Origin of the sequence: Streptomyces sp. ICC1, assembly GCF_003287935.1 — a bacterium.
Taxonomy (GTDB): Bacteria; Actinomycetota; Actinomycetes; order Streptomycetales; family Streptomycetaceae; genus Streptomyces; species Streptomyces tritrimontium.
Map to the genome: position 1 here is coordinate 3,661,020 of NZ_CP030287.1, position 26,339 is coordinate 3,687,358.

At 70.7% G+C, this 26,339-nt stretch carries 26 protein-coding genes and 2 pseudogenes; 8 read left to right on the top strand and 20 right to left on the bottom strand.

Annotated elements, in window-relative coordinates:
- Positions 1 to 41: 41 nt before the first annotated feature.
- Positions 42 to 839, bottom strand: a complete 798-nt coding sequence (locus DRB96_RS17330; RefSeq protein WP_112453496.1) for a ZIP family metal transporter — start codon at positions 837 to 839, stop codon at positions 42 to 44.
- A gap of 174 nt (positions 840 to 1,013) precedes the next feature.
- Here DRB96_RS17330 and cobC point away from each other — a divergent pair, with 174 nt between their 5' ends.
- A complete protein-coding gene (cobC, locus tag DRB96_RS17335; protein WP_239517736.1) occupies positions 1,014 to 2,429 on the top strand; it encodes an Rv2231c family pyridoxal phosphate-dependent protein CobC in 1,416 nt (471 codons plus the stop codon).
- Positions 2,430 to 2,592: 163 nt separating this feature from the next.
- Positions 2,593 to 3,879 carry a CapA family protein gene (locus tag DRB96_RS17340; RefSeq protein ID WP_239516495.1) on the top strand — a complete coding sequence of 429 codons (1,287 nt, stop codon included), beginning with the start codon at positions 2,593 to 2,595 and terminating at the stop codon, positions 3,877 to 3,879.
- A 63-nt stretch (positions 3,880 to 3,942) separates the two neighbouring features.
- Here the strand turns inward: DRB96_RS17340 and DRB96_RS17345 are convergent, their stop codons facing one another.
- Together DRB96_RS17345 and DRB96_RS17350 are read right to left on the bottom strand one after the other, a co-directional pair.
- Positions 3,943 to 4,842 carry an SCO1860 family LAETG-anchored protein gene (locus tag DRB96_RS17345; RefSeq protein ID WP_112449283.1) on the bottom strand — a complete coding sequence of 300 codons (900 nt, stop codon included), beginning with the start codon at positions 4,840 to 4,842 and terminating at the stop codon, positions 3,943 to 3,945.
- Between the two features lie 283 nt (positions 4,843 to 5,125).
- Entirely contained in the window at positions 5,126 to 6,220 is a 1,095-nt protein-coding gene (locus tag DRB96_RS17350; protein ID WP_112449284.1) for an amidohydrolase family protein, read from the bottom strand.
- Between the two features lie 84 nt (positions 6,221 to 6,304).
- Here DRB96_RS17350 and DRB96_RS17355 point away from each other — a divergent pair.
- Positions 6,305 to 6,919 (top strand): annotated as a pseudogene (locus DRB96_RS17355) (aminotransferase class V-fold PLP-dependent enzyme); the annotation flags it as partial.
- 125 nt (positions 6,920 to 7,044) lie between these two features.
- Here the strand turns inward: DRB96_RS17355 and DRB96_RS17360 are convergent.
- From DRB96_RS17360 to DRB96_RS17390, 7 genes are all read right to left on the bottom strand, one after another.
- Positions 7,045 to 7,587, bottom strand: coding sequence for an NUDIX hydrolase (locus DRB96_RS17360; RefSeq protein WP_112449285.1), 543 nt, complete (start codon positions 7,585 to 7,587; stop codon positions 7,045 to 7,047).
- A gap of 4 nt (positions 7,588 to 7,591) precedes the next feature.
- Positions 7,592 to 8,713: an adenosylhomocysteinase gene (locus DRB96_RS17365; protein WP_112449286.1), complete on the bottom strand. Its 1,122-nt coding sequence runs from the start codon at positions 8,711 to 8,713 to the stop codon at positions 7,592 to 7,594.
- A complete protein-coding gene (locus tag DRB96_RS44660) occupies positions 8,623 to 9,174 on the bottom strand; it encodes an ATP-binding protein (protein WP_343234527.1) in 552 nt (183 codons plus the stop codon). The genes DRB96_RS17365 and DRB96_RS44660 overlap by 91 nt, the downstream gene beginning before the upstream one ends.
- Before the next feature lie 91 nt (positions 9,175 to 9,265).
- Positions 9,266 to 10,114, bottom strand: coding sequence for a helix-turn-helix transcriptional regulator (locus tag DRB96_RS17375; protein ID WP_112449287.1), 849 nt, complete (start codon positions 10,112 to 10,114; stop codon positions 9,266 to 9,268).
- A gap of 12 nt (positions 10,115 to 10,126) precedes the next feature.
- Positions 10,127 to 10,645, bottom strand: a complete 519-nt coding sequence (locus DRB96_RS17380) for a DUF6879 family protein (RefSeq protein ID WP_343234528.1) — start codon at positions 10,643 to 10,645, stop codon at positions 10,127 to 10,129.
- On the bottom strand, positions 10,626 to 10,892 hold the full coding sequence (locus tag DRB96_RS17385; RefSeq protein ID WP_112449289.1) for a hypothetical protein: 267 nt from the start codon (positions 10,890 to 10,892) through the stop codon (positions 10,626 to 10,628). The genes DRB96_RS17380 and DRB96_RS17385 overlap by 20 nt, the downstream gene beginning before the upstream one ends.
- Positions 10,893 to 11,071: 179 nt before the next feature.
- Positions 11,072 to 11,488: a phage terminase small subunit P27 family gene (locus DRB96_RS17390; protein WP_112449290.1), complete on the bottom strand. Its 417-nt coding sequence runs from the start codon at positions 11,486 to 11,488 to the stop codon at positions 11,072 to 11,074.
- A 707-nt stretch (positions 11,489 to 12,195) separates the two neighbouring features.
- Here DRB96_RS17390 and DRB96_RS43005 point away from each other — a divergent pair.
- On the top strand, positions 12,196 to 12,336 hold the full coding sequence (locus tag DRB96_RS43005) for a hypothetical protein (RefSeq protein WP_162688708.1): 141 nt from the start codon (positions 12,196 to 12,198) through the stop codon (positions 12,334 to 12,336).
- A gap of 1,156 nt (positions 12,337 to 13,492) precedes the next feature.
- On the opposite strand, the gene DRB96_RS17405 is transcribed toward DRB96_RS43005, so the two are convergent.
- The 3 genes from DRB96_RS17405 to DRB96_RS17415 form a co-directional block, all read right to left on the bottom strand.
- Positions 13,493 to 13,990 (bottom strand): hypothetical protein, encoded by a 498-nt coding sequence (locus tag DRB96_RS17405; RefSeq protein ID WP_112449293.1) that lies wholly within the window; start codon positions 13,988 to 13,990, stop codon positions 13,493 to 13,495.
- Positions 13,991 to 13,992: 2 nt separating this feature from the next.
- Positions 13,993 to 14,229: a hypothetical protein gene (locus tag DRB96_RS17410; RefSeq protein WP_162688710.1), complete on the bottom strand. Its 237-nt coding sequence runs from the start codon at positions 14,227 to 14,229 to the stop codon at positions 13,993 to 13,995.
- 649 nt (positions 14,230 to 14,878) lie between these two features.
- Positions 14,879 to 16,465 (bottom strand): recombinase family protein, encoded by a 1,587-nt coding sequence (locus DRB96_RS17415; RefSeq protein WP_112453499.1) that lies wholly within the window; start codon positions 16,463 to 16,465, stop codon positions 14,879 to 14,881.
- A 56-nt stretch (positions 16,466 to 16,521) separates the two neighbouring features.
- On the opposite strand from DRB96_RS17415, the pseudogene DRB96_RS17420 reads away from it, so the two are divergent.
- A pseudogene (locus tag DRB96_RS17420) lies at positions 16,522 to 16,998 on the top strand (alanine--glyoxylate aminotransferase family protein); the annotation flags it as partial.
- Positions 16,999 to 17,062: 64 nt separating this feature from the next.
- On the opposite strand, the gene DRB96_RS17425 reads toward DRB96_RS17420, so the two are convergent.
- The 7 genes from DRB96_RS17425 to DRB96_RS45940 form a co-directional block, all read right to left on the bottom strand.
- Positions 17,063 to 18,121: an aminotransferase class V-fold PLP-dependent enzyme gene (locus tag DRB96_RS17425; protein ID WP_112453500.1), complete on the bottom strand. Its 1,059-nt coding sequence runs from the start codon at positions 18,119 to 18,121 to the stop codon at positions 17,063 to 17,065.
- A gap of 83 nt (positions 18,122 to 18,204) precedes the next feature.
- Entirely contained in the window at positions 18,205 to 18,915 is a 711-nt protein-coding gene (locus DRB96_RS17430) for a DsbA family oxidoreductase (protein ID WP_112449295.1), read from the bottom strand.
- Positions 18,916 to 18,973: 58 nt separating this feature from the next.
- Positions 18,974 to 19,495: a GNAT family N-acetyltransferase gene (locus DRB96_RS17435; RefSeq protein WP_112449296.1), complete on the bottom strand. Its 522-nt coding sequence runs from the start codon at positions 19,493 to 19,495 to the stop codon at positions 18,974 to 18,976.
- Between the two features lie 52 nt (positions 19,496 to 19,547).
- The gene (locus tag DRB96_RS17440) at positions 19,548 to 21,002 is read right to left on the bottom strand and encodes a penicillin-binding transpeptidase domain-containing protein (protein WP_112449297.1); all 1,455 of its coding nucleotides are present in this window, start codon (positions 21,000 to 21,002) and stop codon (positions 19,548 to 19,550) included.
- A gap of 62 nt (positions 21,003 to 21,064) precedes the next feature.
- Positions 21,065 to 21,718, bottom strand: a complete 654-nt coding sequence (locus DRB96_RS17445; protein WP_112453501.1) for a response regulator transcription factor — start codon at positions 21,716 to 21,718, stop codon at positions 21,065 to 21,067.
- 32 nt (positions 21,719 to 21,750) lie between these two features.
- Positions 21,751 to 22,989: a histidine kinase gene (locus tag DRB96_RS17450; protein ID WP_239516853.1), complete on the bottom strand. Its 1,239-nt coding sequence runs from the start codon at positions 22,987 to 22,989 to the stop codon at positions 21,751 to 21,753.
- Between the two features lie 139 nt (positions 22,990 to 23,128).
- Positions 23,129 to 23,263, bottom strand: coding sequence for a hypothetical protein (locus tag DRB96_RS45940; RefSeq protein ID WP_275431899.1), 135 nt, complete (start codon positions 23,261 to 23,263; stop codon positions 23,129 to 23,131).
- Between the two features lie 194 nt (positions 23,264 to 23,457).
- Here DRB96_RS45940 and DRB96_RS17455 point away from each other — a divergent pair, with 194 nt between their 5' ends.
- From DRB96_RS17455 to DRB96_RS17465, 3 genes are all read left to right on the top strand, one after another.
- Complete coding sequence (locus tag DRB96_RS17455; protein ID WP_112449298.1) at positions 23,458 to 24,066, top strand: LysE family transporter; 609 nt, start codon at positions 23,458 to 23,460, stop codon at positions 24,064 to 24,066.
- A 52-nt stretch (positions 24,067 to 24,118) separates the two neighbouring features.
- Complete coding sequence (locus tag DRB96_RS17460; protein WP_112449299.1) at positions 24,119 to 24,958, top strand: thioesterase family protein; 840 nt, start codon at positions 24,119 to 24,121, stop codon at positions 24,956 to 24,958.
- A 169-nt stretch (positions 24,959 to 25,127) separates the two neighbouring features.
- On the top strand, positions 25,128 to 26,144 hold the full coding sequence (locus DRB96_RS17465) for a bifunctional lytic transglycosylase/C40 family peptidase (protein WP_275431900.1): 1,017 nt from the start codon (positions 25,128 to 25,130) through the stop codon (positions 26,142 to 26,144).
- The last annotated feature ends 195 nt before the right edge of the window (positions 26,145 to 26,339 follow it).

A 26,339-nucleotide genomic window follows, 5' to 3' on the forward strand; every position in this document is an offset into this window, starting at 1 on the left:
TCCGTCCGGGCCGGCCCGGGCGGACGGCCCGGCCGGTACGGTCAGTCCGCGAGGCCGACCACCAGCCAGATCCCGGCCACCCCGCCCACGGTGCACATCAGCGTGGACAGCGCGGGGTGCTTGTGGTGCGCCTCGGGCAGGATCTCGGCGGCGGCCAGATACAGCAGGACGCCTCCGAAGAAGCCCAGGTACGCGCCGAGGGGTTCCTCCGGAAGGGTGAACAGCAAAGTGGACGCTGCGCCGACGACGGGGGCCACGGCGTCCGCGAAGAGCATCAGCAGCGCCTTGCGGCGGGCGTTCCCGTACAGCCGGGTGAGCGTGTACGTGTTGAACCCGTCGGCGAAGTCGTGGGTGATCACGGCCAGCGCCACGGCGACGCCCATCCCGCCGCCGACCTGGAACGCGGCGCCGAGGGCCACTCCGTCGGCGAGGCTGTGGCCGACCATGGCGGCGGCCGCCGTCAGGCCGACCTGGGGGACCCGGCCGCCGTGCTCCTCGTGGGCGTGCCCGTGCGCGTACGCGTGGTCGCCCGCGGCCCCGCCGTCGCCGCCCCCATCGCCGTTGCGGCCCCCGTGCGCGGCCTGGCGGACCGCCAGCAGGCGCTCCGCGCAGTGCGCGACGAGGAACCCGCCGACGAAGAGCAGCAGGGCGAGCGGGACGCCGAACACCTCGTCCCCGGCCGCGCGCATGGCCTCCGGGAGCAGGTCGAGGCCCACGACGCCGAGCATCAGCCCGCCGGCCAGGCCCAGCACGAGGTGGCGGCGGTCGGTGACGCGCTGCGCCGTCCATCCGCCCGCCAGGGTCATCAGGAACGCGCCCAACGCCACGATCACGGCCATGTGCCCCTGCATACCGATTCCGCGGCGCCCGCGCACTTCCGCGCACGGGTGGCGGACCACGGCCGGTTGACGGACACGACGACCCGAGCAGAACCACGACGACAAGCACGACGAGCACGACGAGCACGACGACGACCGACGACAACCGAGAGCGGCTGAGAACGGGTGAACCTGGTGGGCGAGTACGCGACGCAGCTGGTGGTCGGGGTCGGCGGCCGCGCGGGGGTGTCCGTGGCGGAGGTCTGCTCCCTGGTGGAGGAGACCCTGCGCGGCGCCGGGCTGTCGACGCAGGCGGTGACGGCCCTGGCCACGGTGGAGGCGAAGGCCGTGGAGGCGGGGATCGCCGGTGCGGCGGAACGTTTCGGCGTGCCGCTGCTGAGCTACTCCGCCGACCTGCTGGCCTCGATCCCGGTGCCGCACCCCTCGGACGCGGTGCAGGGCGCCGCCGGGACCCCGTCGGTGGCGGAGGCCGCCGCGCTCGCCGGGGGCGGGGAACTCCTCGTACCCAAGCGTCGGTCGGTGGCGGCCACCTGCGCGGTCGCGACGGCCCACACGCACGACCTGCGCCACCACGGGGACGCGGAGGTGGCGGGCACGGGCGCGGCGCTGGTCGATCTCGCGGTGAACGTACGGGCGCACACGCCGCCGGAGTGGCTGAAGGCCCGGATCGCGGCTTCGCTCGACGTCCTGTCCGCGTATCCCGACGGCCGCTCGGCCCGCGCGGCGGTGGCCCTGCGCCACGGGCTGCCCGTCGAGCGGGTCCTGCTGACGGCGGGGGCCGCGGAGGCGTTCGTACTGATCGCGCGGGCCCTGGGAGCCACCCGGCCCGTGGTGGTGCACCCGCAGTTCACCGAGCCGGAGGCGGCCCTGCGCGACGCGGGCCACCGGGTGGAGCGGGTGGTGCTGCGCGCGGCGGACGGCTTCCGCCTGGACCCGGCGGCCGTGCCGCAGGACGCCGACCTCGTGGTCGTCGGGAACCCGACCAACCCGACCTCGGTCCTGCACCCGGCGGCCACGCTGGCCGCGCTGGCCCGGCCCGGGCGGATCCTGGTGGTCGACGAGGCGTTCATGGACGCGGTCCCGGGCGAGCGGGAGGCACTGGCCGGGCGGACCGACATACCGGGTCTCGTCGTGCTGCGGAGCCTGACCAAGACCTGGGGGCTGGCCGGGCTGCGCATCGGCTACGTGCTGGCCGAGCCGCAGGTGATCGCGAAGCTGTCGGCGGCCCAGCCGCTGTGGCCGGTGTCCACGCCGGCGCTGGTGGCGGCCGAGGCCTGCGTGGCCCCGGCGGCGCTGGCGGAGGCGGAGGCCGCGGCCCGGCAGATCGCGGTGGACCGGGAGCACCTCCTCGCCGGGCTCGCGGAGTTCGAGGAGGTCTCGGTGGCGGGCACGGCGGCGGGGCCGTTCGTGCTGATCCGGATCGAGGGCGCCATGGAGGTCCGCACCCGCCTGCGCGCGCTGGGCTTCGCCGTCCGCCGGGGCGACACCTTCCCGGGCCTGGACCGCTCCTGGCTGCGCCTGGCGGTCCGCGACCGCGCGACCACGGGCCGCCTCCTGCAGGCGCTCGACCTGGCCCTCGCGGCCCGCTGACCTCCGGGTCCCGTCGCGCCGGGCCCGCCCGCCCGGCGGGCCGGGGCGCCCGGGCGCATCACCCGAACGGCCCGCTCCGCCCGGGTGGGCATGGCGGGGGCGGCGGCGGTGCGCCAGGATCGTCGCAGGCACTGGCCGGCTTGTGACACCGGGGGGTACGGGGATGAAGCGGCTCGGCAGGACGGGCAGGACAGCCGCGGTCGCGGCCGGGCTGGCCCTCGTGGGGGGCGCGGCGTACGGCATACCGCACCTCACCGGCGGGGAGGGCGGCGCGGCCGCCGAGCAGCGGCTGGGGGCGAAGCCGGGACCCGCGGTGAGCCCGAGTCCGAGCGCTAGCCCGATGCAGAGCCCGAGCGCGACGCAGAGCCCGGGCGCGACGCAGAGCCCGGGCGGCGCCGTCGCCACCGCGGCCGTCGGCGGGAGGCCGTTCACCCTCGTCGGGACCGGCGACATCATCCCCTACCCGTCGATCGTCCGGCGGGCCGCCGACGATTCCGCGGAGACGGGCGGACACGACTTCCGGAAGATCCTCGCCGGGGTCAGGCCCATCGTCTCCGCCGCGGACCTGGCCGTGTGCCACCACGAGATACCGTACGGCCGACCCGGCGGCCCCTACACCGGATATCCCCTGTTCAAGGCCCCGCACCAACTGGCCGACGCCCTCAAGGACACGGGCTACGACAGCTGTTCCACCGCCTCGAACCACACCCTGGACGCCGGGTACGAAGGCCTCGTCCGCGTCCTCGACAACCTGGACCGCGTCGGCGTCCGCCACGTGGGCTCGGCCCGCAGCGCCGAGGAGGCGAAGGCCCCCGCGCTGCTCGAAGCCGGCGGCGCCAAGGTCGCCCAGCTGGACTACACGTACGGGACGAACGGCATCCCGCTCCCCGCCGACAAGCCCTGGGCCGTGAACCTGATCGACCAGGACCGGATCGTCTCCGACGCCCGCGCCGCGCGCGCGGCCGGCGCGAACGTCGTGGTCCTCAGCGTCCACTGGGGCTCCGAGTGGCAGACGGCGCCCGACACCCGGCAACTGGACCTGGCCCGCGCGCTGACCGCGTCGCGCGGGGCGGACGGCCTCCCCGACATCGACCTGATCCTCGGCACCCACAACCACGTGCCGCAGCCCTACGAGAAGATCAACGGCACGTGGGTGGTCTACGGCATGGGCGACCAGATGGCCAGCTTCTACGAGGCCGACAAGGCCCGGGGCAACATGTCCTCGATCCCCCGCTTCACCTTCGCCCCGTCGGCCGCCCATCCGGGCCGGTGGGACGTGGTGAAGGCCGAATACCTCACGCAGTACTCGGACATGCGGCCGCCGTTCCGCGTCGTCTGCGCCTCGTGCGATTCCTCGGACAGCACGTACGCCGCCGCCGACCGCGAGGTGACGAAGGCCGTGATGTCGCGCGGAGCCGCCGAGCAGGGACTGACGCGCGCCACCCGATGACGCGACGGGGCGACGGGGCAGGGCGGGACGGCCCGGTACCGGACGCGGCGGGGCGGGGCGGCGCTACGAAGCCCTGCCGCGCCGGGTCACCACCAGGGCCGCCGCCCCGAAGCCGAGCAGGATCAGCGCTCCGCCCGTCACGTACGGGGTGAGCGACCCGCCTCCGGTCTCGGCGAGGTTGGCCTCGGTGCCCGAGGTGGACGAGGCGGCCGACTGCGGCTTGACGTCGGGCTTCGCCGGGGCACTGGGGACGGGGGCGGCCGGGGACTCGCAGCGGGCCTCGGCGAGCACGACCTCGCCGTCCACCTCCGCGACGTTGAGGTGGAGCGGGTTCACCGACACCTTGAGCCGCAGCGCGGTCGCGGCGGCCGTCGTGGAGGTGGTCTCGGTGGCGGAGCGCTCCAGGCTGACCAGCCCGACCTCCGGCACCTCGACCTTGGTCGGGCCCCCCGCCGAGAGCGTGACCCTCTTGCCGAGGACGGTCACCGCGCCGAGGACGTTCGAGGTGGCGACCGGCTTCTCGCCCGCCGCGCAGACGGCCTTGGAGGTGACCTTCTCCACCTCGATGAGGGAGAGGGCGGGCAGGCCCGGCACGTGTACGCGGGCCTTGGCCAGGTTCGCCTCGGCCTCGGCCCGGCTCTTGTCCGCGGTGGCCTTGGAGGTGGCGACATCGGCGCGCAGGACGCTCACCGGCCGGCCGCCCTCGACCCCGTCGAGGGTGACCGTCAGCGCCGTCTTCGCCGCGTCCGCCGGGGCACTCACCTCGTTGAGGGTCGCCTTCAGCGGGATCTGCACGGTCTTGTTGAGCAGGCGCACGTCCAGTCCGGTGCGCAGGACGACGGCACTGGCCTTGCCCTCGCCCGGGTGGGAACCGGTGGCGGAGGCGGGCGGAGCGGCGAGCAGGGCAACCGCTCCCGTGGCGAACAGCGCGGCCACGGGCATGCGGAAGGTGTTGCTGTTCAAGTTGGTGGAACCCCCAGGGAGATGGGAGCCGTCGCGCCGCCAATGGGGGACATTGCGCGCGCCGACGGCCTCGACCCCGGAATCTTTACGCACTGAGAGTGAACGGGTGCCAACCCGGCGTGAGTTCACCCCAAAGGGTGGTTTCCATGCATGGGTTCGAATCAATACACCTCTTGCGGAACGGGAGTTCTCACCCACCCCAGGCATTGCGGACACCCTCCCCCGGGAAGGGCGTGCACAACGACCGTGCGGCCGTCGGCGTCACGCCCCGTCAACCCGGCGCTCAGGCCACCGCCCTGCCGTTCACCACCACCCGCGAGGGCCGCGCCAGCGCCCGTACGTCGGCCCGCGGATCGCTCGCGTAGACGACCAGGTCGGCCGGCGCCCCCTCGGTCAGGCCCGGCCTGCCGAGCCATGCGCGCGCCGCCCACGTCGTCGCCGACAAGGCCTGGAGCGGCGGGATGCCGGCCTTGACGAGCTCGCCGACCTCGGCCGCGACCAGGCCGTGCGGGAGGGAGCCGCCCGCGTCGGTGCCGACGTAGACCCCGATGCCCGCGTCGTAGGCGGACCGGACGGTGTCGTAGCGCCGCTCGTGGAGTCTGCGCATGTGCGCCGACCAGCCGGGGAACTTGGCCTCGCCGCCGGCCGCCATCTTCGGGAAGGTCGCGATGTTCACGAGGGTGGGGACGATCGCGACGCCGCGCTCCGCGAACAGCGGGATGGTGTCCTCGGTGAGCCCGGTGGCGTGCTCGACGCAGTCGATGCCCGCCTCGACCAGGTCGCGCAGGGAGTCCTCGGCGAAGCAGTGCGCGGTGACCCGCGCGCCGAGCCGGTGCGCTTCGGCGATGGCGGCCTCCACCTCGGCGCGCGGCCAGCAGGCGGTCAGGTCGCCGACCTCGCGGTCGATCCAGTCGCCGACCAGCTTGACCCAGCCGTCCCCGCGCCGCGCCTCGCGGCCCACGTACTCGACGAGGTCGGCGGGCTCGATCTCGTGGGCGAAGTTGCGGATGTAGCGGCGGCTCCGGGCGATGTGCCGCCCGGCCCGGATGATCTTCGGCAGGTCCTCGCGGTCGTCGATCCAGCGCGTGTCGGACGGAGATCCGGCGTCGCGGATGAGGAGGGTGCCCGCGTCGCGGTCGGTCAGCGCCTGGCGTTCGGCGGTGTCCGCGTCGACGGGGCCGTGCGCGTCGAGCCCCACGTGACAGTGGGCGTCCACCAGTCCGGGCAGCACCCAGCCCGTGATCTCGGTGGTGTCCGCGGGCCCGCGCGGGCGCTCGTAGGAGACCCGGCCGCCGATCACCCAGAGCTCGTCCCGCACCTCCTCGGGTCCGACCAGCACCCGCCCCTTCACATGCAGCACACCGCTGTCGTCGCTCATGTCGGCACTGTACGTGCGTGCTCGGTAGGCTCTCCAGGTCACTCGGGACGATCCCGGACGACCCCGGACGAAGAGAGCGCCGCCGTGAACCACCCCCTCCTTGACCTTCCGCCCCTCACCGCCGCGCGGTTCGCGTCGATCGAGCGCGGGGTCGCGGAGCTGCTCGGCACCCGGGCGGACGTGGTGATCACGCAGGGCGAGGCGCTGCTGCCGTTGGAGGGCTGCATCCGGTCGGGTGCGCGGCCCGGCTCCACCGCGCTGAACGTGGTCACCGGCCCCTACGGGACCACCTTCGGCAACTGGCTGCGCGACTGCGGGGCGACCGTGGTGGACCTGGAGGTCCCCTTCGACACCGCCGTCGGCGGCGCGCAGGTGGCGGCCGCCCTGGACACGCACCCGGAGATCGACTTCGTCTCGCTGGTCCACGCGGAAGCGGCCACCGGGAACACCAACCCGGTCGCGGAGATCGGCGAGGCGGTACGGGCCCACGGGGCGCTGTTCATGCTGGACGCGGTGGCTTCGGTGGGCGCGGAGCCGCTGCTGCCCGACGAGTGGGGCGTGGACCTGTGCGTGATCGGCGCGCAGAAGGCGATGGGCGGCCCGGCGGGCGTCTCGGCCGTGTCGGTGTCGGACCGGGCGTGGGCCCGCTTCGCCGCGAACGGCTCGGCGCCCCGCCGCTCGTACCTCTCGCTCCTCGACAGGTACCCGCTCTAAACACACCCTAGCCGCACCCCGAGACACGACGTAAGACCCCGCCCACCTGCCGAACGAAGTGGCAGGCGAACGGGGCTTTTTGCTGTTCGGGCCGAGGGCGTGAGGCGGGACTATCGGAGCGCTGCGACGACTCGCGCCCGCAGCGTCTCATCAGCGATCGTGTCCACGCTGCGCCACGCGTAGCCGCTTACTTCCTCCTCTTGGAGCGTCACGGCCTGGTCGCCGGTAGCACGGAAGACGTACCGGAAGTCCGCGTGCCAGTGGGCGCCCTCGCCCTTGGCATCGTTCGCCGGGATCGGGTGCACGTCGATGTGCACGGGCGTCGCCTGAACGGGGGCGAGGCTAAGCGTCACGCCCGTCTCCTCGACCAGTTCGCGGAGCGCTGCGCCCAACAGGTTCACGTCCTCGGGCTCAAGGTGCCCGCCCGGGGTCAGCCACTTGTCGAGCGCGTTGTGATGGATGAACAGCGCCTCGCCCCGGTCGTTGACGAGCACAGCGCCCGCCGTGACGTGCCCACGGAACTCCTTCCGGCTAGTCACGTCTGCATCCTGGTCCAGGAGCTCGGCCAGAGGGGCGAGCGCGTGCTTGTCCTCGGGGTGCGCATCGGCGTACTCGGCGAGGGTCGTGCGGATGTGGTCTGCCGTGATGGGCATTCGATCACCTGTTGTAGTAGTGGAGCCAGGTCGCCGCGATGGCTTCCCGGTCTGCGGTGGGCACCTCGTACATGGCGGCATCCAGCCCGCCGCGAGCCAGCATGGCCGCGCCTGCGAGGATCTCGGCCTGAACGAGGAAGATGAACGGTCCAACGCTCGCGCCGTGGATGAAGTTGACCGCCTCGCCCCCGTTCAGCAGATAGAAGTAATGCCCGGTCGTGCTGTAGCGGCTCACGTGCTCGCCGGCGCTGTCCCGGATGTAGCCCGAGGGCAGTCCGCTCAACTCCAACTCGTCTTCCGAGCTGGTCACGGTCGCCACGTAGGCCCCGTTCTTGAGCTGCGGGAAGTCCTCGCCGCGCAGGGACAGTGACCCTGTTGCGCAGAGGACGAGTCCGGCTGTGGCTATGGCCTGGTCTCGGTCCCGGGCCACTTCGAAACCCTGTGACATGGCCTGTGCACGCCGCACAGGGTCGATGTCGTAGACGATGACCCGCACACCCTTGACGTGCAGCAGACGGGCGATGCTGGACCCGAGCTTGCCGAACCCGAGGACCAGAGCCGGACGCCCGTGCAGGATGTCCCCGCGCTGCCTCAACAGCGCTTCGGCGGAGAACACCACGGACTGCCCGACCAAGAAGTCTTCCGGATCTTTGAGCGGGCTCCGGGCCACCGAAACGACCGGGCACGGCAGCTTGTCCCGCTCGGCATAGCGCTTGTGACCGTTCTCGGTGTCCTCGACCACTCCGAGGATGGTTCCCGAGAACCGTTCACACAGCGCGTCCAGCGAGGGAGCGAAGTACCCGCCAACGTCGAGCAACACGACACTCTCGCCGGCTGCCCTGGTCTCCAGGTACGTCACGGCGGTGTCGGGGTCGCTGAACATGTCGCGGGACAGCTCGTCGCACGCCACCGTTCGTTCAATCTCCCGGCGGGCACTCGCGTGGATGGACTTGGGCTTGGGCAGAACGGCACGCAGGTGCGACACCTTGCCCACGGCCCCGACGAACGCGGGCCGCTCGGGCAGCAGATGAGTGATCAGCAGCGAGGACGGACGCTCGTGCGGCATGAACGCCTCGGCGACCTTGCCAAAGTACGTGTCGAGCCGCGCGCGATCGGCTGTTTCCATGGAAACCCCTTTTCAGTCGTGGTTACGGGGTCGAGTCGAGAGGTCAGCGGCTGAACTGAGCCCACACGGCCTTGCCGGGATTCCGCTCGCGCACGCCCCACGAGTCCGAGAGGGCCATGACGAGAGCCAGCCCGCGCCCGCCCGTCGCGTCTCACATTGGTCTGCGGAGGCTGCGGCATACGCCTGCCGCTGTCGTGCACCTCGATGCGCAGGCCGTCTTCGACGCACACCAGCCGGAGCAAAAAGCCGCGCCCCGGCGGCACCCCGTGCAGGACGGCGTTCGCGGCCAGCTCACTCACGCACTGAACGATGTCCTCCGTGCGGCCGTCCAGCTTCCATTCCTCCAGGGTTGCCCGCGTGAAGCCCCGCGCCCCGGCTACCGCCCGGATCGTTCGCAGATAGAAGCGGTCCCGTGAAAGCGGATTGACCCGCGGTGTCTCCTGCTGCGCTGCCATCACCATGCCGCACCCTCCGCGTCGTCTGCCGGACGATGACAACGCTAGGGAGATGACAATCTCAACTCACAGGAGATTGCACAGGGTTGCACGCCAATTACCCGAGGGCGCTCATGGCAGAAGTGATCAGAACGCGCGCTTGTGCGCCGTAGACGGCCAGCTCTGCCAGTTCGGTGAACGTCTCGGCGTACATGGCCACCTCGCTCGGCTGCGTCAGGGTGAGGTATCCAGAGATCAGCTCCACGTTGACCTGTGCGGTGTCGTAGATCCAGAACCCCTCAGCCGGCCACCGCTCCCGATCCGGCCGCATGGGCACGACCCCCAAGCTCACATTGGGAAGCGAGGCAATCGAGATCAAGTGGCCAAGCTGCCCGGTCATGACCTCCGCGCCCCCGATCCCGCACCGCAACACCGACTCTTCCACGAGGAAAGCGAACCGCCGGTCACCCTCGTACAGGACCCGCTGTCGCTCCATCCGGGCGGCCACCGCGTCAGCCACGTCGTCGACCAGGCCGCGCCGTCGCTGGATCGCTTGCAGTGCTGCGGTTGTGTAGGGCTGCGTCTGGATCATGCCGGGTACCAGCCACGAGGAGTACGAACGGAAACGGCGGGTCCGCTGGTACAGCGGTAGGCGGGCCTCCTGAGCCTGCTTGAGTCCGGCCCGCTCCATGCGCCGCCATCCCACCCACATGCCCTCGGCAGTCCGCAGCGAGGCAATCAGGTCTTCGGTCTGATCCTCGGCCCCGCACGCCTGGCACCACGCCCGGATGTCATCAGCGGAAGGGGGCGTACGGGCATTCATGATTCGAGAGGACTTGGACGGGTGCCACTCGCAGCGCTCGGCGATATCGCGCCCGGACAGGCCGGCATCCCGGCACAGCTCAGCGAGACGATCCGCTAGAGCCTGCCGGGCTTGCTGGGCATTGGAGTATGCAGAAAGAGCCATGGTGCGTATTCGTCAGACCGGCCGGTACTCCGCGTGCGGGACGGCCCGCTCCCACGCCGCCTCGTACGCCGTCGCGTACTGGGTGGCCAACGCCGGGTCGTGGTGGACCTCCATGCGCGGACCGGTCCACTGACCCTCGCCGCTGAAGTGGTGCAGGATCACGGTCTCCTCGTCCACAACCCATCCGTCCAGCACGGGAAGCAACAGATCACGGGCACGGGATCGCGGCAGCCAGCGCACATCCTCCCCCGCTGCAACATTCGAGAACGTGCCGTCGTACTCGTACCGCACGTAGTCACTCAACGGCTCGGAGACGACGCGCAGGCGCCGCATGACCACGCCTCGGCCGGTCGTCTCGGCCACCACGTCCAGCCACGACCGCCACCACGACTCGCGGTCGGCAGGGTCGTACCGGTGCCCCTCCTGCCAGCGGATGAACTCCGGGTCATCCCGCATGTAGCTGTCCCGCATCTCAAGGTGCATGGCTGACCGCTGCGCCTTGGCGAGTGCTTCACGTACCGCTGTTGCCACCGTTGTCCTCACTGTCCGGGCGGGGGATGAACTGGAGCATGTTCGCAGGCAGCCGGATCACGGTCTCGTGGTCCGGTACGTCCGTGGAGTGGCCGGGCACCGAGCCGACCTCCTGCGCCTGCCGAATGGTCTGCTCGTCGGCTTTCCACGACTGGATGATCAGGTCGCCGGTCGTGTCGTCCAGCCAGATCGTGGGCGATCCGTCGTCCGGGGTGTTCGGCCAAATCCCCAGGAACTTTAGGGCCATTGAGCACTCCTCTACCGAATGGATTGCATCGACGTGCACGAGCCTCACCCCTCCGACCGGTCAGCGCAAGGGCGCATACAGACACTGCGACGGCGCTGAGGCCATATGCAGAAAGCCCCCGCACCCGCCCCCGAGAAGGAGACGAGCGCGGGGGCTCTGTTGTGGGGTTGTGCTCTGGGCTAGTCCCACACGTCCGAGTCGTCGTCCTCGGGCTCCGGCAGGGTGATGCTGGTTCGGGCGCTCGGAGACAGTCCGAGTTCGCGGATGTATCGGGCGAGCTGCGTGCGGTACTGACCGGCGATCGTGGCGGCGCCGTTCTTCACGGTCCCACGCTCGGCGGTCACGATCAGCCCGCGCTTGGAGAGGTCCCGCTCCGCCTGGTCGATGCGGGCGACACACACGCACAGGTCCTTGACCGTCGTGTGGTCCACCTCCCCGATCCCCGCTGCCACTTCCAGGATCGGAACGATCCGGCGCCACTCCTCCGACGCGACAGCACGACAGCGGACGTTCGCCGGCTCAACTTCGGGGTCGGGTGAGGACTTGAACACCTCGGACCAATCCGGCTCGGTGAGGATGGCGCGCGGGACAATCACGCCTTCCTTGATTGCGGTCTTTGAAGGGTTACCTTCCCGCGCCCGCTGGACGGCTGATTTCGTTCTATATCTGTCTGCCACCTATTCACACCCTCTGATTACGGGCCCTCTGCGGGCCTCCAAAAACGTCCACAGCCCCGGCATGCTGGCGGCGCCTCCCTGCCGCTCGGGCGTGAGAGGGGAAGGGGGTACCCCCCTGGTCAGAACGGCGGACGCTCGCCGGATTGGAGCCGCGAACGCGCTTCCGCAGCGAACCCGCCCGGTTGATGCTTCGCGGTCTCTCGGTTGTGGCACGCGACGCACAACGGGCGCAGATGTCTCGGCCCGTCAGGGTTCGCCTCGCCCCGTGCGAGCAACTCCCTGCGGGACAGCGGGAAGTGATCCGCCACGTTCGCGAGGCGACCACACAGCACGCACCACGGATGCTTGTAGAGGTAGGCCCTGCGGATGCGCTGCCACCGTGTGTCATAGACAGCACCCCGTGAAGCACGGTCCGCGTTCGCCTCCCTCTCATGCTCGGCACAGCGTCCGCCGGCTCGGGTGAGCTCAGGGCAGCCGGGTACCGAGCACGGGGGGCGGGGTCGTCTAGGCATACGCCTCCAAGCGGAATCGGCGGCAACACCCGTTCGCAGCAGTCCAGCTCGCCACGCAAGGTGTGGCTGCATACCTTGAGTTGTAAATTCGTAGAACCAAGCCAGGGAGAGACGATGTCCGTATCCGGAACTCAGAGCCCGAGCGAGTTTCTCGGCAAGCTGCGAAGCGGCACGCTCGGCGCACCGATTCAAATTGTCGGCATGGTGCGAGAGGTTGAAGAGCGTGACGACCGGTTCGAGTTCACTTTCGACTGAATCAGCTGGATTTCAATCCCACTCGCAATGATTGAAGACGTCGCACCTCTCGGTCCCGCTGCATGTAAAGACCATACGCATCAAGTGGCTCAAATCTGCCTTAAGGAGCCCGAATCCGATGAGGCGAGTGTGCTTGCTCGCCTAGTCGTGGAATATCAGCAGCGGTCCATGAAGCTCAGAATGGATGACACGGGAGGGGATGCATACGGCAATCCCCCGGCTAGCCAATGTGCAAATTGTATGCACGTGCACTGTCCGGACAGGACCAACTTCTTCGCGTGGCTCAATTGCGTGCGAAAGCATTGCGATCCGACTTGTGCCTGACCCCGCCATGTCCGCTACACCGCACCCCTTCCGCTCCGTACAGGCCTGGTTAGGACCGGTACGGGGCGGTGCTCAGAACGGGGTACCAGCGGCCCCGAAGTCCTCGCGAGTCTTGAGCCGATGGCACGGGCGACACAGACTCTGAACGTTCCCGTCCGTGTCCGTCCCGCCCAACGCGAGCGGCTGTACGTGGTCTATGTCGATGGCTGACGCGAGGACATGCCGACCACAGCGCACGCACTTCCAACGGCCTGCCTTACGGACGATCCGGCGGAGCCGAGCGGCAGCACTGTTGCCCCGCGCGAGGATCTCCCGGCGCTTCTCACGCTGTGAAGTGACAGAACGTGCACGCCCCCCGAAGATGAGTCGGCGCATCCGGATTGGATGTTCCATCTTCCGTTAGCTGCTGCCGAGTTCGAGGGAAATGCTGCACCAATTCTGCCCGCCCCTCGCCGCACACTTGACACATTGGATACATGGCGAGAAATCTGCGGCGAATATCAATCCAGCCCGGTCCGGCACCTACCGCGCGTGCCGAGTGAGGAATGGACGGCATGCCGTCCGGTTTACGTCGCATCGCCTACCCTTCGAGAGTTTACGGGCGGGTTGATCGGCTCCCCGTTCGAATGCCGGGGCGTCACGTCAACAGTCACCAGCCGGCCAGGATGCCCAGGGTCCTTCATCCGCTGAATTCCGCGCGGCATGGGTGCCCCGCCATTCACCACGGGAAGGCCCGTTGGGGCATCGGACCACACCGGACGACCCATGACGTCGCGAGGGAAGTACGGGTAGTTCCCTTCCGGTCCAGGGTCAAGAGCGTCAACAGCCACGGCTAGTCCTTGCCCGCAATGTAGGCGTCCCGCTTGGCGCTCAGTTCCTGGTCGAACTCGGCGGCCAGTTCCTCAGCCTTCCTGTCAGCGTGCGACACGATGTCTTCCAAGAGGCGCGAGCCGTACCAGCGCTGCTCGGGAACGGTGGACACCTCACCCAATGCCGACTGCGCCCGCTGGGCCTCGGTCATGACGTGTCCACGCTTGTGGCGGGTTGCCCGGCATTCAACGTAAGCCGCGAACCACGGCTCGGCAGACAGTGCGTCAAGGAACTGCTGCTGAGCGGGCTCGGCGGATGCGGTAACGGCTTCCGCGCGCTCCCGGTACGTCGCTACCACCTCACGGTTGTAGTCCATCGCACGCTCAGCACGCCGAGCGGATTCGGACTCCTGTGCTGCCTGCAACAGCGCTTCAGCGTCCGCGAGCGGACCCGATACCTTTTCCGCCTGTGCTCGCAGCTTCGCGACCTGTGCAGCGGCCTTCTCGATCTCAGCAGACATGATTAGTTGCCTCCCTTGTTCACGTCACGCCCGTACTGCGCGGCAATCTTCTTGTCGTTCTCGTAATGGCCGAGGCTGATGCGGATCAGCGGTCCCATGCGGTCGTACGCGTCCGGGTCGGACGAGCGGAGCGACGCGACGCGCTCCATGGACTCGTTCCACTTCCACGCATCGGCGCGGCGCTGTTCCTTCTTGGTCTGGCGGTCAACTGAGCCGTACCGGTTGCTGTTGTCGTACACGATCACTCCAGGTGTTTTCTGGCATGCGAAAAGCCCCCGTGACTTGCCAAAGGGGCGCAGCGGTCTCATGCGGTTGTTGGGCTAGAACGCGGAGTGCGCGCGGGTTCCAACGCGGGAGAGTGGGCACTCGGTCCGCCGTTCACTCTGCGGTGGGGTGCGCGGTAGTCCCTCTCTCTATTGGGTCGTGGAGTTCGGTGGTTGCGCAGTCGAACGGTTCGGGTGATGCGGTGCCGAACGAGGCGGCCATCTGGGCTCGCACTAGTGGAAGGCGGAGGTTTCCCCTCGCCCGCGCGAAGCAACCGGTTTCCTCCTGACACATGGGGAGAGCAAGCCTTGCCCATGCCTCCGAGCGGCTCGCTGTCCCGGTCCTAGTGGGGAGCAGAGCTTGCCTACGGCTCGTCCGGTGATGCGGTGCCGAAGAAGACGGCTGTCTCTCTTCTTCTATATTTTTTTACGTGTTACTAAAAAACCGGTTGTAACCGTCACTCCAACACCGCTCGCCCCGCTGTAGGACAACCGGAGCCCAAGCCCCGAGGGCGCAGCCGGCGAGCGGGGGCGAGAACGGACCTGGACGCCTGTCTGCGGGCATGAGAAAGCCCCGGCGGTCCACATTGGGTCCAGCCGGGGCGTTCGGGCTCAGGAGTAGCTGTCAGCGGTCGGTGTGGGTGTCTTCAAGCTCGGCCAACACGGCCTCCTCCGCGTGCTCGTGTGCCGCTTTGCGCTTCGCTGCTTGCTGCTCCGGGATGAGACCGGTCACTCGGATTCGATGCTTGGCGGCTCGGGGGAACACGGTCGCCCTCACTTCGAACTCCGTCAGGATCTCCCTGCGGGCAGCATCATCGGGCGCAGAGTGCCACAGGTCCTCGACCCTCTTCCCTGTCGGTACCGAGCGCATACCAGCCGGACGCTCCGGGAGCTCACGGAGTTCGTCCATCTCACGGCCCATCTGCGCGTACCTGGTCCTGAACCACTCCGCGTCATCAGCAGAGTCGTACAACCCCGCCGCACGGTCGTCCCGGAGTCGCTTCCGGTCCGCCTCGAACTCCAGGATGCGGGCCGCGTATCCAGTGCCAGGGTCGTACTCGCGGCGGGTGACCTGCTGAGATCCATAGTGTGCAAGGAACCAGCCTGCGACATGGGCATTCGCCAGGGAAATCGAGCTGGTCGGGGCAGGCTTACACGCCGACGATGCCGGTATGCCTCGAACCCGTCCCGTGCACGCGTAAGCCATGGGGCCACCGGTGCGCCCCGTCACGTACAGGCGCTGACCGCAGTTTCCGCAGAAGGCCAGTCCCGAAAGGAGGTTGACGCTTTTCGGTGCGCGGGAGACGTTGTGGTTCCGCTTCGGTGCGGTCTTGGCTATCAGCGCGTCACGGGTTGCACGGTCCCAGAGGGGGTCTGCGAGCCGTACCGGGTGTCCGTCCCCGCCGAGCACGGCCCGCTCGCCGTGCATGAGGAACCCCAAAGCCGCCTCGCTGGTGAGGATGCCTTTCAGCGTCTTGGCCCGCCACGGGGAGCCTTTGGGACTGCGTCCGTACATCACCGCCCGGTGGTCCGCCGGGGACAGCACTCCGGCGCGCGTCAGACGGGCCGCCTCGGTGGAGCACGTGACGGTGTCTGTTTCGTCGGCGAGGATACGTTCCGCCACGTCCCGGATGATCAGTGCCGCCACGGGATCAACGTCGACATGGTCCACCTTGCCCGTGGGAACGAGCCGAACGAACTGGTAGCCGTAGGAGTTCTTCTGGTGCGGCTGCCCTGCGCTCCGCGCTCGGAGCGTCTCGTCCCGGTTGCGCTTCTGGATGGCCCGCAGCTCCATCTGAGCCCCGAAAGCCTCCATGGACAGACGCATCTCGTCGTTAGGGTCAGCAAGGTCCCAGGGTCCGACGTGGCCGAACGTGACCAGCAGCCGCCCCGACTCGTGGATCATGTACGCGGTGTTCAATACGTCCCGCTGGTTGCGGCCGATCCGGTCGACGGCTGCCCCGACGATGCCGGAGTACGGACCGGCTTCGTTACGCAGCCACGGCCCGAGCCCCGGACGCGTCAGCGGGTCGGTAGCGCCCGAGACCTCCCAGTCATCGGCCCACGCGATGACATGCCCGCCGAGGGTCTCCACGGCGCTCAGCACCTGGTTCATCTGACGCTCAGGGCTGTTCGTCGCGTCCGTCTTGCGACTGAGCCGACGCACCCCCACCAGGCACTTTCCACATCCGTCGTACTCACTCGTGATCATGCGGTCCATCTTTACCCGACCTGTCTCACACGTGCATGTGTGTTTTAGGGGGGTACCTCGACTGGAAGGAGCGCTGGATCGACGCGGGGCGGGGGGCGCTGCCGCACGCTCCGGCGCAGTTGGAGATGCTGGCGCTGGAGGCGTGCTTGGACCGGATCGCGGCCGAGGGCCTGTCCGCGGTGACGGCCCGCCACGCGGCCGCCGCGGCGGCGACCCGCGCGGGCGCGCTGGCGCTGGGCATCGCCCCGTACGTCGGCCGGGTCGCGGCGGCCGCCCCGGTGGCCACGACGCTCCGGGTCCCGGAGGCCTCCCTGGTGGTGGCCAAGGCCCTGGCGGCCGATCCGGCGGCTCCCCTCGCGGCGGGCGGCGGCGCCCTGGCCCGGGAGATGGTCCGGGTCAACCACTACGGCACGGCGGCCTCCCCGGAGACGGTCGACTCCTGTCTGACGGCCCTCGCGGCGGCTCTCGGGCTGCCCCCGGCCGGGGCCCTGGCGGCGGCGGCCGCGGCGTGGTCGGCGGCCCCGTCCGCCTGACGGGGGCGGACGCCGCCGGGCCGGGGAGCCGCTGAAAACCCCGGCCGGGCGTTTCCCGAGGGAGTCAGCCCTCCAGGGCGTTCAGCAGCCGGTCCACGTCCGCCTCGGTGTTGTAGAGGTGGAAGGAGGCCCGCAGGCTCCCGGCGCGGGCGGCGGTGACGATGCCCGCGGCGAGCAGGGCGCCCCGGCGGTCGGCCAGGCCCGGGACCGAGACGATCGGGGACGAGCCGGGGACCGGCTCGTGGCCGAGCCGGGCGAGGCCGGCGCGGTAGCGGGCGGCCAGGGCCGTGTCGTGGGCGCCGACGGCGGCGATGCCGACCCGCTCCAGCAGCGCCAGCGCCGGCTCGGCGGCGTGGTAGGCCAGGAAGGCCGGGGACTCGTCGAACCGCCTCGCTCCGGGCGCCAGTTGCTTCACCGGGCCGTAGATGGAGTCCCACATCGGCTCGGCCGCCACCCAGCCCGCGTGCAGCGGGGTCAGCGTGTCCTGGGCCTCCTCGGAGACCGTGAGGTAGGAGACCCCCCGCGTCGCCAGGAGCCACTTGTAGCCGGCGGCGACCGTGTACTCGTACGGCGCGGCGTCGAAGGGCGCCCAGCCCGCCGCCTGCGTGGCGTCGACCAGCATCCGCGCCCCGTGGGCGGTGGCCGCGGCGCGGACCGCCGCGAGGTCGGCCGCGCGCCCGTCGGCGGACTGCACGGCGCTCAGCGCGACCAACGCGGTGCCGGGCCCGACGGCTTCGGCGAGGGATTCCAGCGGGGCGAAGCGGATCTTGAGGTCGCCGCGCACCACGAAGGGGTTGATGACGGAGGCGAAGTCGCCTTCGGGGAACAGGACTTCGGACCCGGGCGGGAGCGAGGCCGCGACCAGGCCGACGTGCGTGGAGACGGCCGATCCGACGGCCACCCGATCCGGGGCGACCGCGACGAGGCGGGCGAAGGCCTCCCGGGCCCGGTTCACCCGGTCGAAGTCGCCGAAGCCGGCCGGGTCCCCGTCCCCGGCGGCCTCGGCCATCCGCCGCACCTCGGTGACGGCTCCGCGCGGGAGGACGCCGCAGGTGGCGGTGTTGAGGTAGGTGGTGGAATGCGCGAACTCGCCGAGGACGGCCTCGGGCGGAAGGAGATCCATGCCGTCCACTCTGCGCCAGGAGGAAACCAAAGTCCATTGGCGAGTTCCGCGGGTCCACCCAAAGGATTACTTATGAATAGCGGTTACGGCTGCGGCACCGCGCACGCGCCGTCGGGCTCGCACGCCTCGCCCTCGGGGGCGGCGGGTGCGAGCACCTCGCGCCCGGCCCACGCCTGCTCCAGCGCCCGCGTGAACACCTCTGCGGGCTGGCCGCCCGAGATCCCGTAACGGCGGTCGAGCACGAAGAACGGCACGGCGTTGGCGCCCAGTTCGGCCGCCTCGCGCTCGTCGGCGCGGACCTCGGTGGCGTAGGCGGACTCGTCGGCCAGCACGGCGCGGGCCTCGGCGCCGTCCAGTCCGGCCTCGACGGCGAGCGCGGCCAGCACCTCGGGGTCGAAGACGGAGCGCTCCTCGCCGAAGTTGGCGCGGTAGGCGAGGTCGAGCAGCTCCTCCTGGCGGCCGCGGGCGGCGGCCAGGTGCAGCAGGCGGTGGATGTCGAAGGTGTTGCCGTGGTCGCGGCCCTCGGTGCGGTACGTCAGCCCCTCGGCGCGGGCGCTCGCGGCGACGTGCTCCTCCATGCCGCGCGCCTCCTCGAGGGTGCGGCCGTACTTCTTGGCCAGCATCTCCACGACGGGCGCCACCTGCCCCTTGGGGCCGTTGGGGTCGAGCTCGAAGGAGCGGAAGACGACCTCGACCTCGTCACGGTGGGCGAAGTCGGCCAGCCCCTGGGTGAAGCGGGCCTTGCCGATGTAGCACCACGGGCAGGCGATGTCGCTCCAGATCTCGACGCGCATGTTCCTTCTTCTCTCCACGGAATCAACTGTTCCGGCTTCAACCAATCGCCGCCCGGTCTCATTCCCCGGACAGGGGCCCGCGCCGGCCGCCGGCGTCCCCCGCCGCCGGCACGGTGAGCCAGAGCGTGAGGTGGGAGCCGGCCTGGGCCCCGGCGGGATCCGCGAGCCAGCCGTGGGTGGCGTAGAAGGCCTGGGCGCGGAGGTTGTGACCGTAGACCTCCAGCCGGACCCTGCGGACCCCTGCCCGGTGCCAGGCGTCCAGGCAGGCGGCGTGCAGGGCGGCACCGGTGCCCCGGCGCCAGTGCGCGGGGTCCACGTGCAGTTGGGTGAGGGTGGTCTCGCCGGCGGCGGTGCGGAAGGCGGCCACCCCGGTGAGCTCGCCGTCCCGCTCGGCGCAGAGCACCCCGCCGTCGGCTCCGGCCCGGGCGACCGCCAGGGACCAGCCCTCGCGGGTGCGCGCCAGCTCGGCCGCGCCGCCGTAGGCCTCCTCGGGGATCCGGCCCCGGTAGTAGGTGGCGCGGGCCCGGGTGTGGAGGGCGGCGATCGCGTCGAGGTCGGCGGGCTGCGCGGTTCGGATCATGGAGAAGGAAACGCGCCGGGAACCCGCCCGGTTCCCGGCGCGTCCGGCGCGGCTACTTCTTGAGCCACGCCTCCATCATCTTCTGCGCGACGGGGGCGGCCAGCTTGCCGCCGCCGATCTCCGAGCGGTCGGTGTCCGACCGCTCGATCACCACGGCGACCGCGATCTGCTTGCCGTTCAGCTTTCCGTACGAGGTGAACCAGGCGAGCGGCGACAGGCTGTTGTTCACGCCGCGCTGGGCGGTACCGGTCTTGGCGCCCACCTCGGCGCCCGGGACCTGGGCGGTCTTGCCGCCGCCCTCGGTGGCGACCGTCCTCATGGCGTCCTGGATCATCGAGGCGGTCTTTCCGTTCATGACCTGCTGGGACTTGGGGTCCTTGAAGCTCTCCAGCACGTTGCCGTTGGAGTCGGTGACCTCCGAGACCGCGTGCGGGGAGACCAGCGTGCCGCCGTTCTCGATCGCGGCCGTCACCATCGCCATCTGCAGCGGGGTCGCCTGCACGTCGAACTGGCCGATACCGGTCTGCGCGACCTGGTCGACCGACATCTTGTCCTTCGGGTACTTGCTGGCCGGGCTGGCCCAGACGGGGGTCTTCTGCACGACGTTGAAGCCGAGCTTCTCCGCCATCGCCCGCATCTTGTCCTGGCCCAGCTTGTGGGCGAACTCGGCGAAGACGTTGTTGCAGGACAGCCGCAGCGCGGTCCGCGGGGAGACGTTGTTGCAGGCCTCGTTGCCCGCCTCGCTGGGCAGCTTGGTCCGCGTGCCGGGGATCGTGTAGTCGCCGGGGATCCCGGTGGGCGTGTCGATGTTGGTGACCAGGCCGTTCTCGATGGCCGCCGCCAGGGTGACCAGCTTGAAGGTCGAGCCGGGCGCCTGCGGCTTGCGCAGCGCCGTGTTCTCCATCGCCTTGCCCTTGTCGGCGTTGAGCGCGTCCCACGCCTTCTGGTCCGCGTCGGTGGCGCCGGCGAAGCTGCCCGGGTCGAAGGACGAGTTGTTCACGACGGCCAGGATCTCGCCCGTGGACGGATCGATCGCGACGGCGGAGCCCTGCATGCCGTTCAGCGCGTCGTAGCCCGCCTTCTGGACGTTCTTGTCGATCGTGGTCAGCACGTTGCCCGGGGCGGCGCGCTTGTTGGTGAGCGTGTCCATGATCGTCTTGAGCCGGTTGTCGGAGCCGTTGAGGATGCCCTTGTAGACGCCCTCCAGCATGCTCGAACCGAAGGCCTGCGAGCTGTAGCCGGTGATCGGCGCGTACAGCGGTCCGTCGGTGTAGGTCCGCTTGTACCCGTAGGTCTTGCCGTCCGTCTTCGTGGAGCCCGTGATCGCCTCCCCGCCCACGATGATGTTCCCCAACGGGTTCTCGTACTGCCCGATGAGGTTCCGCTTGTTGTTGTCGTCGTCTGCGAGGGCCTGGCCTTGATACGCCTGCACCCAGGTGACCCGCACCATGAGGGCCAGCACCAGAAGCAGACAGAAGACCGACGCACGCCTGATCGTCTTGTTCATCCCCCAGAAGGACGTCCCGGCCGCCCCAGCCGTTCCGCTCTGCCCCGATTGTGGCGGAGTTCTCAGCCTTTCCTCATGGGGAAACCTCCCTCGTACGCCGCGATGACCGCCTGCGTACGGTCCCGGGAGCCGGTCTTGGCCAGGACCGAGGCCACGTGCGTCTTGACCGTCTGCGGGCCGACGCCCAGGCGCTCGCCCACCTCGTGGTTGGAAAGTCCGGTGGCCATCAGGCGCAGTACGTCGGCCTCCCTGTCGGTCAGCCGCGCCACCCAGGGCGCGGCGCCGGGCCCGGCGCCGGTCGGGGTGCGGGCCGCGGCCAGGGAGCGGACGGCCGCCGGGAACAGCAACGAGTCGCCCCGGGCCACCAGCCGGACCGCGCCGGTCAGCTCGTCGGCGCCGGCCCGCTTGAGGAGGAACCCGGCGGCTCCGGCGCGCAGCGCGTCGTAGACGTACGCGTCGTTCTCGAAGGTGGTGACCACGACGATCCGCGGCGGCCGCGCCATGGTGGCCAGGATCCGCTCGGTGGCCCGGATGCCGTCGATCTCGGGCATCCGGACGTCCATCAGCACTATGTCGGGGGCGAGCGCGCGGACCACGGACACGGCCTCGGTGCCGGTCGCCGCCTCCCCGACGACCGTCATGTCGGGCTCGGCCTCGAGGATGACCCGCAGGGCGGTGCGCACCATCCGCTCGTCATCGGCCAGCACGACGCGCAGCTTCGCCCGGGGCTCCGGTGCGGGCAGCCCGTTCACCGGGCCGCTCCGCCCAGGGGGAGGACGGCCCGCAGCCGCCAGTGGCCCCCGTGTGGTCCGGCCTCGAGGCGCCCGCCGAGCAGGGCGGCCCGCTCCGCGGCGCCCCGCAGCCCCCGGCCTCCGGTCATACGCGTCTCCCGGGCCTCCCCCGCCCCGGGTGCGGCGGCCGGTCCGTTCGTCATGGTGATCTCCAGTTCACGCCGTCCGCTCCGTTCCCGTACGAGGATCCGCAGGGCGACCGGGCCCGACCCGTGCCGCAGTGCGTTGCTCAGCCCCTCCTGCACGATGCGGTACGCCTCGCGGGAGGCGATCGCCGGCAGCCGCGCCCAGTCCCCGGCCGGCCCCGGATCCTCGTGCACGCCGATCGGGGTCCCCGCGGCCCGGCTGCGCGCCAGCAGCCCGTCCAGGTCGGCGGCGAGCGTCGGGGCCGGGCCGGCCGCCCCGGGCCCGGCGGCGTCCCCCTCGCGCAGCAGGCCGAGGACCGCGTCCAGCTCCCCCACCGTGCGCCGGGTGGTGTCCTCGATCGCGGCCAGCGCCTCCCGTACGAAGCCGGGGTCGCTGTCGAGCACCCGCCGGGCGGCGCCCGCCTGCAGGGTGACCGCGCTCAGCGCGTGCCCGACGGCGTCGTGCAGCTCGCGCGCCAGCCGGTTGCGGACCGCCAGGTCGGCGGCCCGCTCCTCGGCCGCCGCCAGCCGGTCCGCCGCCGTCGGCCCGAGCAGCACGGGCGCCAGCCGGGCCAGCAGCGCCGCGGCCCCGGCGGCGCACAGGGCGAGCGCCACCAGCAGGCCGATCCCCAGCCCGGGGGCCGCGTACGACTGGGCCCGGGTGCTCAGGAAGCCGAGCCCGAGCGGGAGCTCCCGCAGCGCGCTCACGAACGGCAGGGCGATCAGCACCACGGCCATGGGCGGCACCGCGAGGGTCATCCCGCTGACGAGCGCACCGACCCCCAGGTGCACGGTCCACCAGGCCGCGGCCCGTCCCCGGGCCGCCCCGCTCCGGGCCCGCCCCTCGGCGAGCCGCTCCCCCGGCACCGCGCACAGGGCCCGTACCGCGGCCACCGACAGCGGCCGGACCAGCCCGAACAGCCCGGTCACGGCCACGAGCGGGAGACTGACGGCGTAAGCGCCGAGGCTGGACGGCAAGGAGCTGAACGCGGTGGTCCCCTCTCCTGCGGCCACGCCGACCGCCACCTGCGCGAGCAGGAAGTACGGCATCAGCAGAGCCCCGCCGAGTATGAGGTGGACCCAGCCGAGACCGAGCCGCGCGGCGAAGACCCTCGCGGTGAGGAGCCGGGCGGAGAGGAGCCGGGCGGAGAGGAGCCGGCCCCGCCCCGGCCCGCCGCGCACCCTCGGCCGCCGCTTCACGCCCGCCCCGTCAGGCCGGGCGGCGGAGGGCGAGGAACCGTCCGGTGACAGCGGTTGCGAGGAGCGCGGTGATCATCTGGCCAGCGTAGATCAGGTAGGTCGCCGTGGTGGTCCCTTCGCCCGGGCCCACCTGCGCCCCCGTCACGGCGACCCTGCCTTCTATACACATCTTCGAACCCACGAGACTGCATGGCGGCAGCGTCAGATTGGGAAAGGAGACAGAGGGGGAGGCAGCGGGCACGTCGTCATTGTCCCCCGGTGGGCGGGACGTGGTGTTCCGGGAGGGCCGGGATGCGGAAAGGGCTTGATCGCGGGTGAGGGGGCGGCAAGCATCGCCGTATGACAGAAGTGATCGCAGTCGCCGTCATCACCTTCCTCGCCGTCATCAGTCCCGGCGCGGACTTCGCCATGGTCGTCCGCAACAGCTACCTGTACGGGCGGCCCACCGGCCTGTTCGCGGCCGCCGGGGTCGCGGCCGGGGTACTGGTGCACGTCTCGTACACGATGCTCGGGGTCGGCCTGCTGATCGCCTCCTCCGCCGAGCTGTTCACGGTGATCAAGCTCGCGGGTGCCGCGTACCTGGTGTGGGTCGGGATACGGACCTTCCGGGCGCGGGCCGAGGTGACCGTGGACCTGGAGGAGAAGGGCGGGCTGACGCCGTTCGGGGCGCTCAGGAGCGGCTTCCTGACCAATGTGCTCAATCCGAAGACCACGCTGTTCGTCGTGTCCACCTTCACCCAGGTGGTCGGGCCGGGGACTGCGGTGTGGCAGCAGGCCGGGTACGGGCTGTTCATGTCGGTGGCGCACCTGGGCTGGTTCTCGGCGGTGGCGCTGTTCTTCTCCAACTCCCGGCTGCGCGACCGGATGCTGAAGGCGCAGAAGGCGCTGAACCGGGCCATCGGCTCGGTGCTGGTGGGTCTCGGGGTGGGGCTGGGCTTCGCCCGCTGAGAGCGGGAGGGAGGTCTGGCGGAGGGTGTTACCTGTCGGTAGCGTGGTCGGCATGGGTGCCGAGAGCGATGCCGGGCGTGATGTCGAGCGTGACGTCGAGCGTGACGTCGACGGGTTCTACGAGCGGGTCGGCGCGGGGCGGTTCCTGGCCAGCGCCCACACGCGCGGGCCGTGGGACCCCGGTTCGCAGCACGCCGGTCCGCCGGCCGCGCTCCTCGGCCGGGCGATCGAGGAGCGGCCGGGCGCGCGGGACGACATGCGGATCGCCCGGATCACGTACGAGGTCCTGCGCCCGGTGCCGATCGGTCCGCTGGAGGTGACCACCAGCGTGCTCCGGGCCGGGCGCGGCACCGAGGTCGTCGAGGCCGCGCTCGCCCCCGCCGGGGCCGCGCCCGTGATGCTGGCGCGCGCCCTGCGGATCCGGGTGGCGCGGGAGTCCGTACCGGCCGTCGTGCCCGGGCCGGAGCTGCCGCCGCCCGGGGAGGTGGGGGTGACTCCGTTCTTCCCGGTGCCGTGGGAGCGGGGCTATCACGCGGCGGTGGAGACGCGCTTCACCGAGGGTGCCTTCGTCGAACTGGGGCCGGGCACCTGTTGGATGCGGATGAAGGTGCCGCTCGTGGCAGGGGAGGAGACCCGGCCGCTGGACCGCGTCCTGGTCGCCGCGGACTCGGGCAACGGCATCAGCTCCGTCATGGACTTCGGGCGGTACGTCTTCGTCAACGGCGACCTGACCGTCCATCTGCACCGCCATCCGGTGGGCGAATGGGTCTGCGTGGAGGCCCGTACGAGCGTGGACGGGGCCGGCATCGGCCTCGCGGACGCCCGCCTGCACGACGAGAAGGGCCCGATCGGGCGGAGCGCGCAGAGCCTCTTCGTCGCGCCCCGGGGCTGACTCGGGCCTGATGCGGGGCTGACGCGGGGCCGGGCCGGGGGTCGGGGGCGCACCGCGGCGCACAAGAGCCCTGCCCGAACCGGTTTCTCCGGGGGCCTTCGAACGGGATGATTCGACACGGGGTGGTGGGAGCCCCGGGAAAAGCCGTTCGATGGGGGAAGGTTGGCGGGTGCGCAGACTCTGGGTGGTCGGTGGAATCAGCTTCGGGGCGTGCCTGTGCTTTCTCGCCCTGCTCGTGGTCGGTACGTACTCCGCCGCCGCGGGCATCGCGAGCGGCGGAGGCCGTGCCGTGGGCCTCGCGAAGGGGGCCGTGCCGGGGAAGTACCAGACCCTGGTGCAGAAGTGGGGCAACCTCTGCCCGACGCTCACCCCGGCGCTGCTGGCGGCGCAGCTCTACTCGGAGAGCGGCTGGAACCCGGGTGCGGTGAGCCCGGCCGACGCGCGGGGCATCGCGCAGTTCATCCCGGGCACCTGGGCGACGCACGGCATCGACGGTGACGGCGACGGGGACCGCGACATCTGGGATCCGAACGACGCGATCCCGTCGGCGGCTTCGTACGACTGCGATCTGGCGCGGTACGTGGCCAAGGTGCCCGGGGACCCCGTCAAGAACATGCTGGCGGCCTACAACGCCGGTCCGGGCGCGGTGACGCAGTACCAGGGCGTCCCGCCGTTCCGGGAGACGCAGGGGTACGTGAAGACCATCACCACGCTCGCCAAGAGCTTCGAGGCGCCCGTCGGGCGGGTGGCGCCGTCCCAGCAGGCCGCCGGGGCCATCTACTTCGCGCAGAAGCAGTTGGGGACGCCGTACCTGTGGGGCGGGAACGGCACGCCCGACCAGGACGGGCGGTTCGACTGCTCGGGGCTGACCAAGGCCGCGTACGAGTCGGTGGGGGTCGACCTGCCCCGGGTGGCGAACGACCAGTACAACGCGGGGCCGCACCCCTCGCGGGCCGAACTGCTGCCGGGTGACCTGGTGTTCTTCTCTGATGATCTGACGAACTCTCGGGAGATCCGGCACGTCGGGCTCTACGTGGGCGGCGGGTACATGATCAACGCCCCGTTCACCGGCGCCGTGATCCGTTTCGACAAGATCGACACCCCCGACTACTTCGGTGCGACCCGCGTGACGAAGGACGGCGCGGAGGCGCTGCCGAGGCGGGAAACAGCCGGTAGCGCAGCGTGAACCCAAGGCCCTGAGCTGCGACGATGAGTCACTCTTCGATAACGTTGAGGTGATCATTCGGTGGAGAGCGGAACGTAGCCGCCAGAACGGGCGTTCCATGGTCACTGGGGACGCGAGACAACCGGAATGATCACCGGGGGGAGCAGGGACGCACACAGGGGTGCGTCCGCGGGGGTACCAAGGCAAGGGCAAGGG

What these genes read in the sequence shown, in the direction of transcription:
- DRB96_RS17340 (WP_239516495.1), top strand. Translation starts at nt 2,593, where the DNA reads ATGAAGCGGCTCGGCAGGACGGGCAGGACAGCCGCGGTCGCGGCCGGG.
- DRB96_RS17415 (WP_112453499.1), bottom strand. Translation starts at nt 16,465, where the DNA reads ATGATCACGAGTGAGTACGACGGATGTGGAAAGTGCCTGGTGGGGGTG.
- DRB96_RS17330 (WP_112453496.1), bottom strand. Translation starts at nt 839, where the DNA reads ATGGCCGTGATCGTGGCGTTGGGCGCGTTCCTGATGACCCTGGCGGGC.
- DRB96_RS43005 (WP_162688708.1), top strand. Translation starts at nt 12,196, where the DNA reads ATGTCCGTATCCGGAACTCAGAGCCCGAGCGAGTTTCTCGGCAAGCTG.
- DRB96_RS17385 (WP_112449289.1), bottom strand. Translation starts at nt 10,892, where the DNA reads ATGGCCCTAAAGTTCCTGGGGATTTGGCCGAACACCCCGGACGACGGA.
- DRB96_RS17425 (WP_112453500.1), bottom strand. Translation starts at nt 18,121, where the DNA reads ATGGATCTCCTTCCGCCCGAGGCCGTCCTCGGCGAGTTCGCGCATTCC.
- DRB96_RS17435 (WP_112449296.1), bottom strand. Translation starts at nt 19,495, where the DNA reads ATGATCCGAACCGCGCAGCCCGCCGACCTCGACGCGATCGCCGCCCTC.
- DRB96_RS17365 (WP_112449286.1), bottom strand. Translation starts at nt 8,713, where the DNA reads ATGGAAACAGCCGATCGCGCGCGGCTCGACACGTACTTTGGCAAGGTC.
- DRB96_RS44660 (WP_343234527.1), bottom strand. Translation starts at nt 9,174, where the DNA reads ATGGTGATGGCAGCGCAGCAGGAGACACCGCGGGTCAATCCGCTTTCA.
- DRB96_RS17360 (WP_112449285.1), bottom strand. Translation starts at nt 7,587, where the DNA reads ATGCCCATCACGGCAGACCACATCCGCACGACCCTCGCCGAGTACGCC.
- DRB96_RS17460 (WP_112449299.1), top strand. Translation starts at nt 24,119, where the DNA reads ATGGGTGCCGAGAGCGATGCCGGGCGTGATGTCGAGCGTGACGTCGAG.
- DRB96_RS17430 (WP_112449295.1), bottom strand. Translation starts at nt 18,915, where the DNA reads ATGCGCGTCGAGATCTGGAGCGACATCGCCTGCCCGTGGTGCTACATC.
- DRB96_RS17350 (WP_112449284.1), bottom strand. Translation starts at nt 6,220, where the DNA reads ATGAGCGACGACAGCGGTGTGCTGCATGTGAAGGGGCGGGTGCTGGTC.
- DRB96_RS17440 (WP_112449297.1), bottom strand. Translation starts at nt 21,002, where the DNA reads ATGAACAAGACGATCAGGCGTGCGTCGGTCTTCTGTCTGCTTCTGGTG.
- DRB96_RS17375 (WP_112449287.1), bottom strand. Translation starts at nt 10,114, where the DNA reads ATGGCTCTTTCTGCATACTCCAATGCCCAGCAAGCCCGGCAGGCTCTA.
- DRB96_RS17455 (WP_112449298.1), top strand. Translation starts at nt 23,458, where the DNA reads ATGACAGAAGTGATCGCAGTCGCCGTCATCACCTTCCTCGCCGTCATC.
- DRB96_RS17405 (WP_112449293.1), bottom strand. Translation starts at nt 13,990, where the DNA reads ATGTCTGCTGAGATCGAGAAGGCCGCTGCACAGGTCGCGAAGCTGCGA.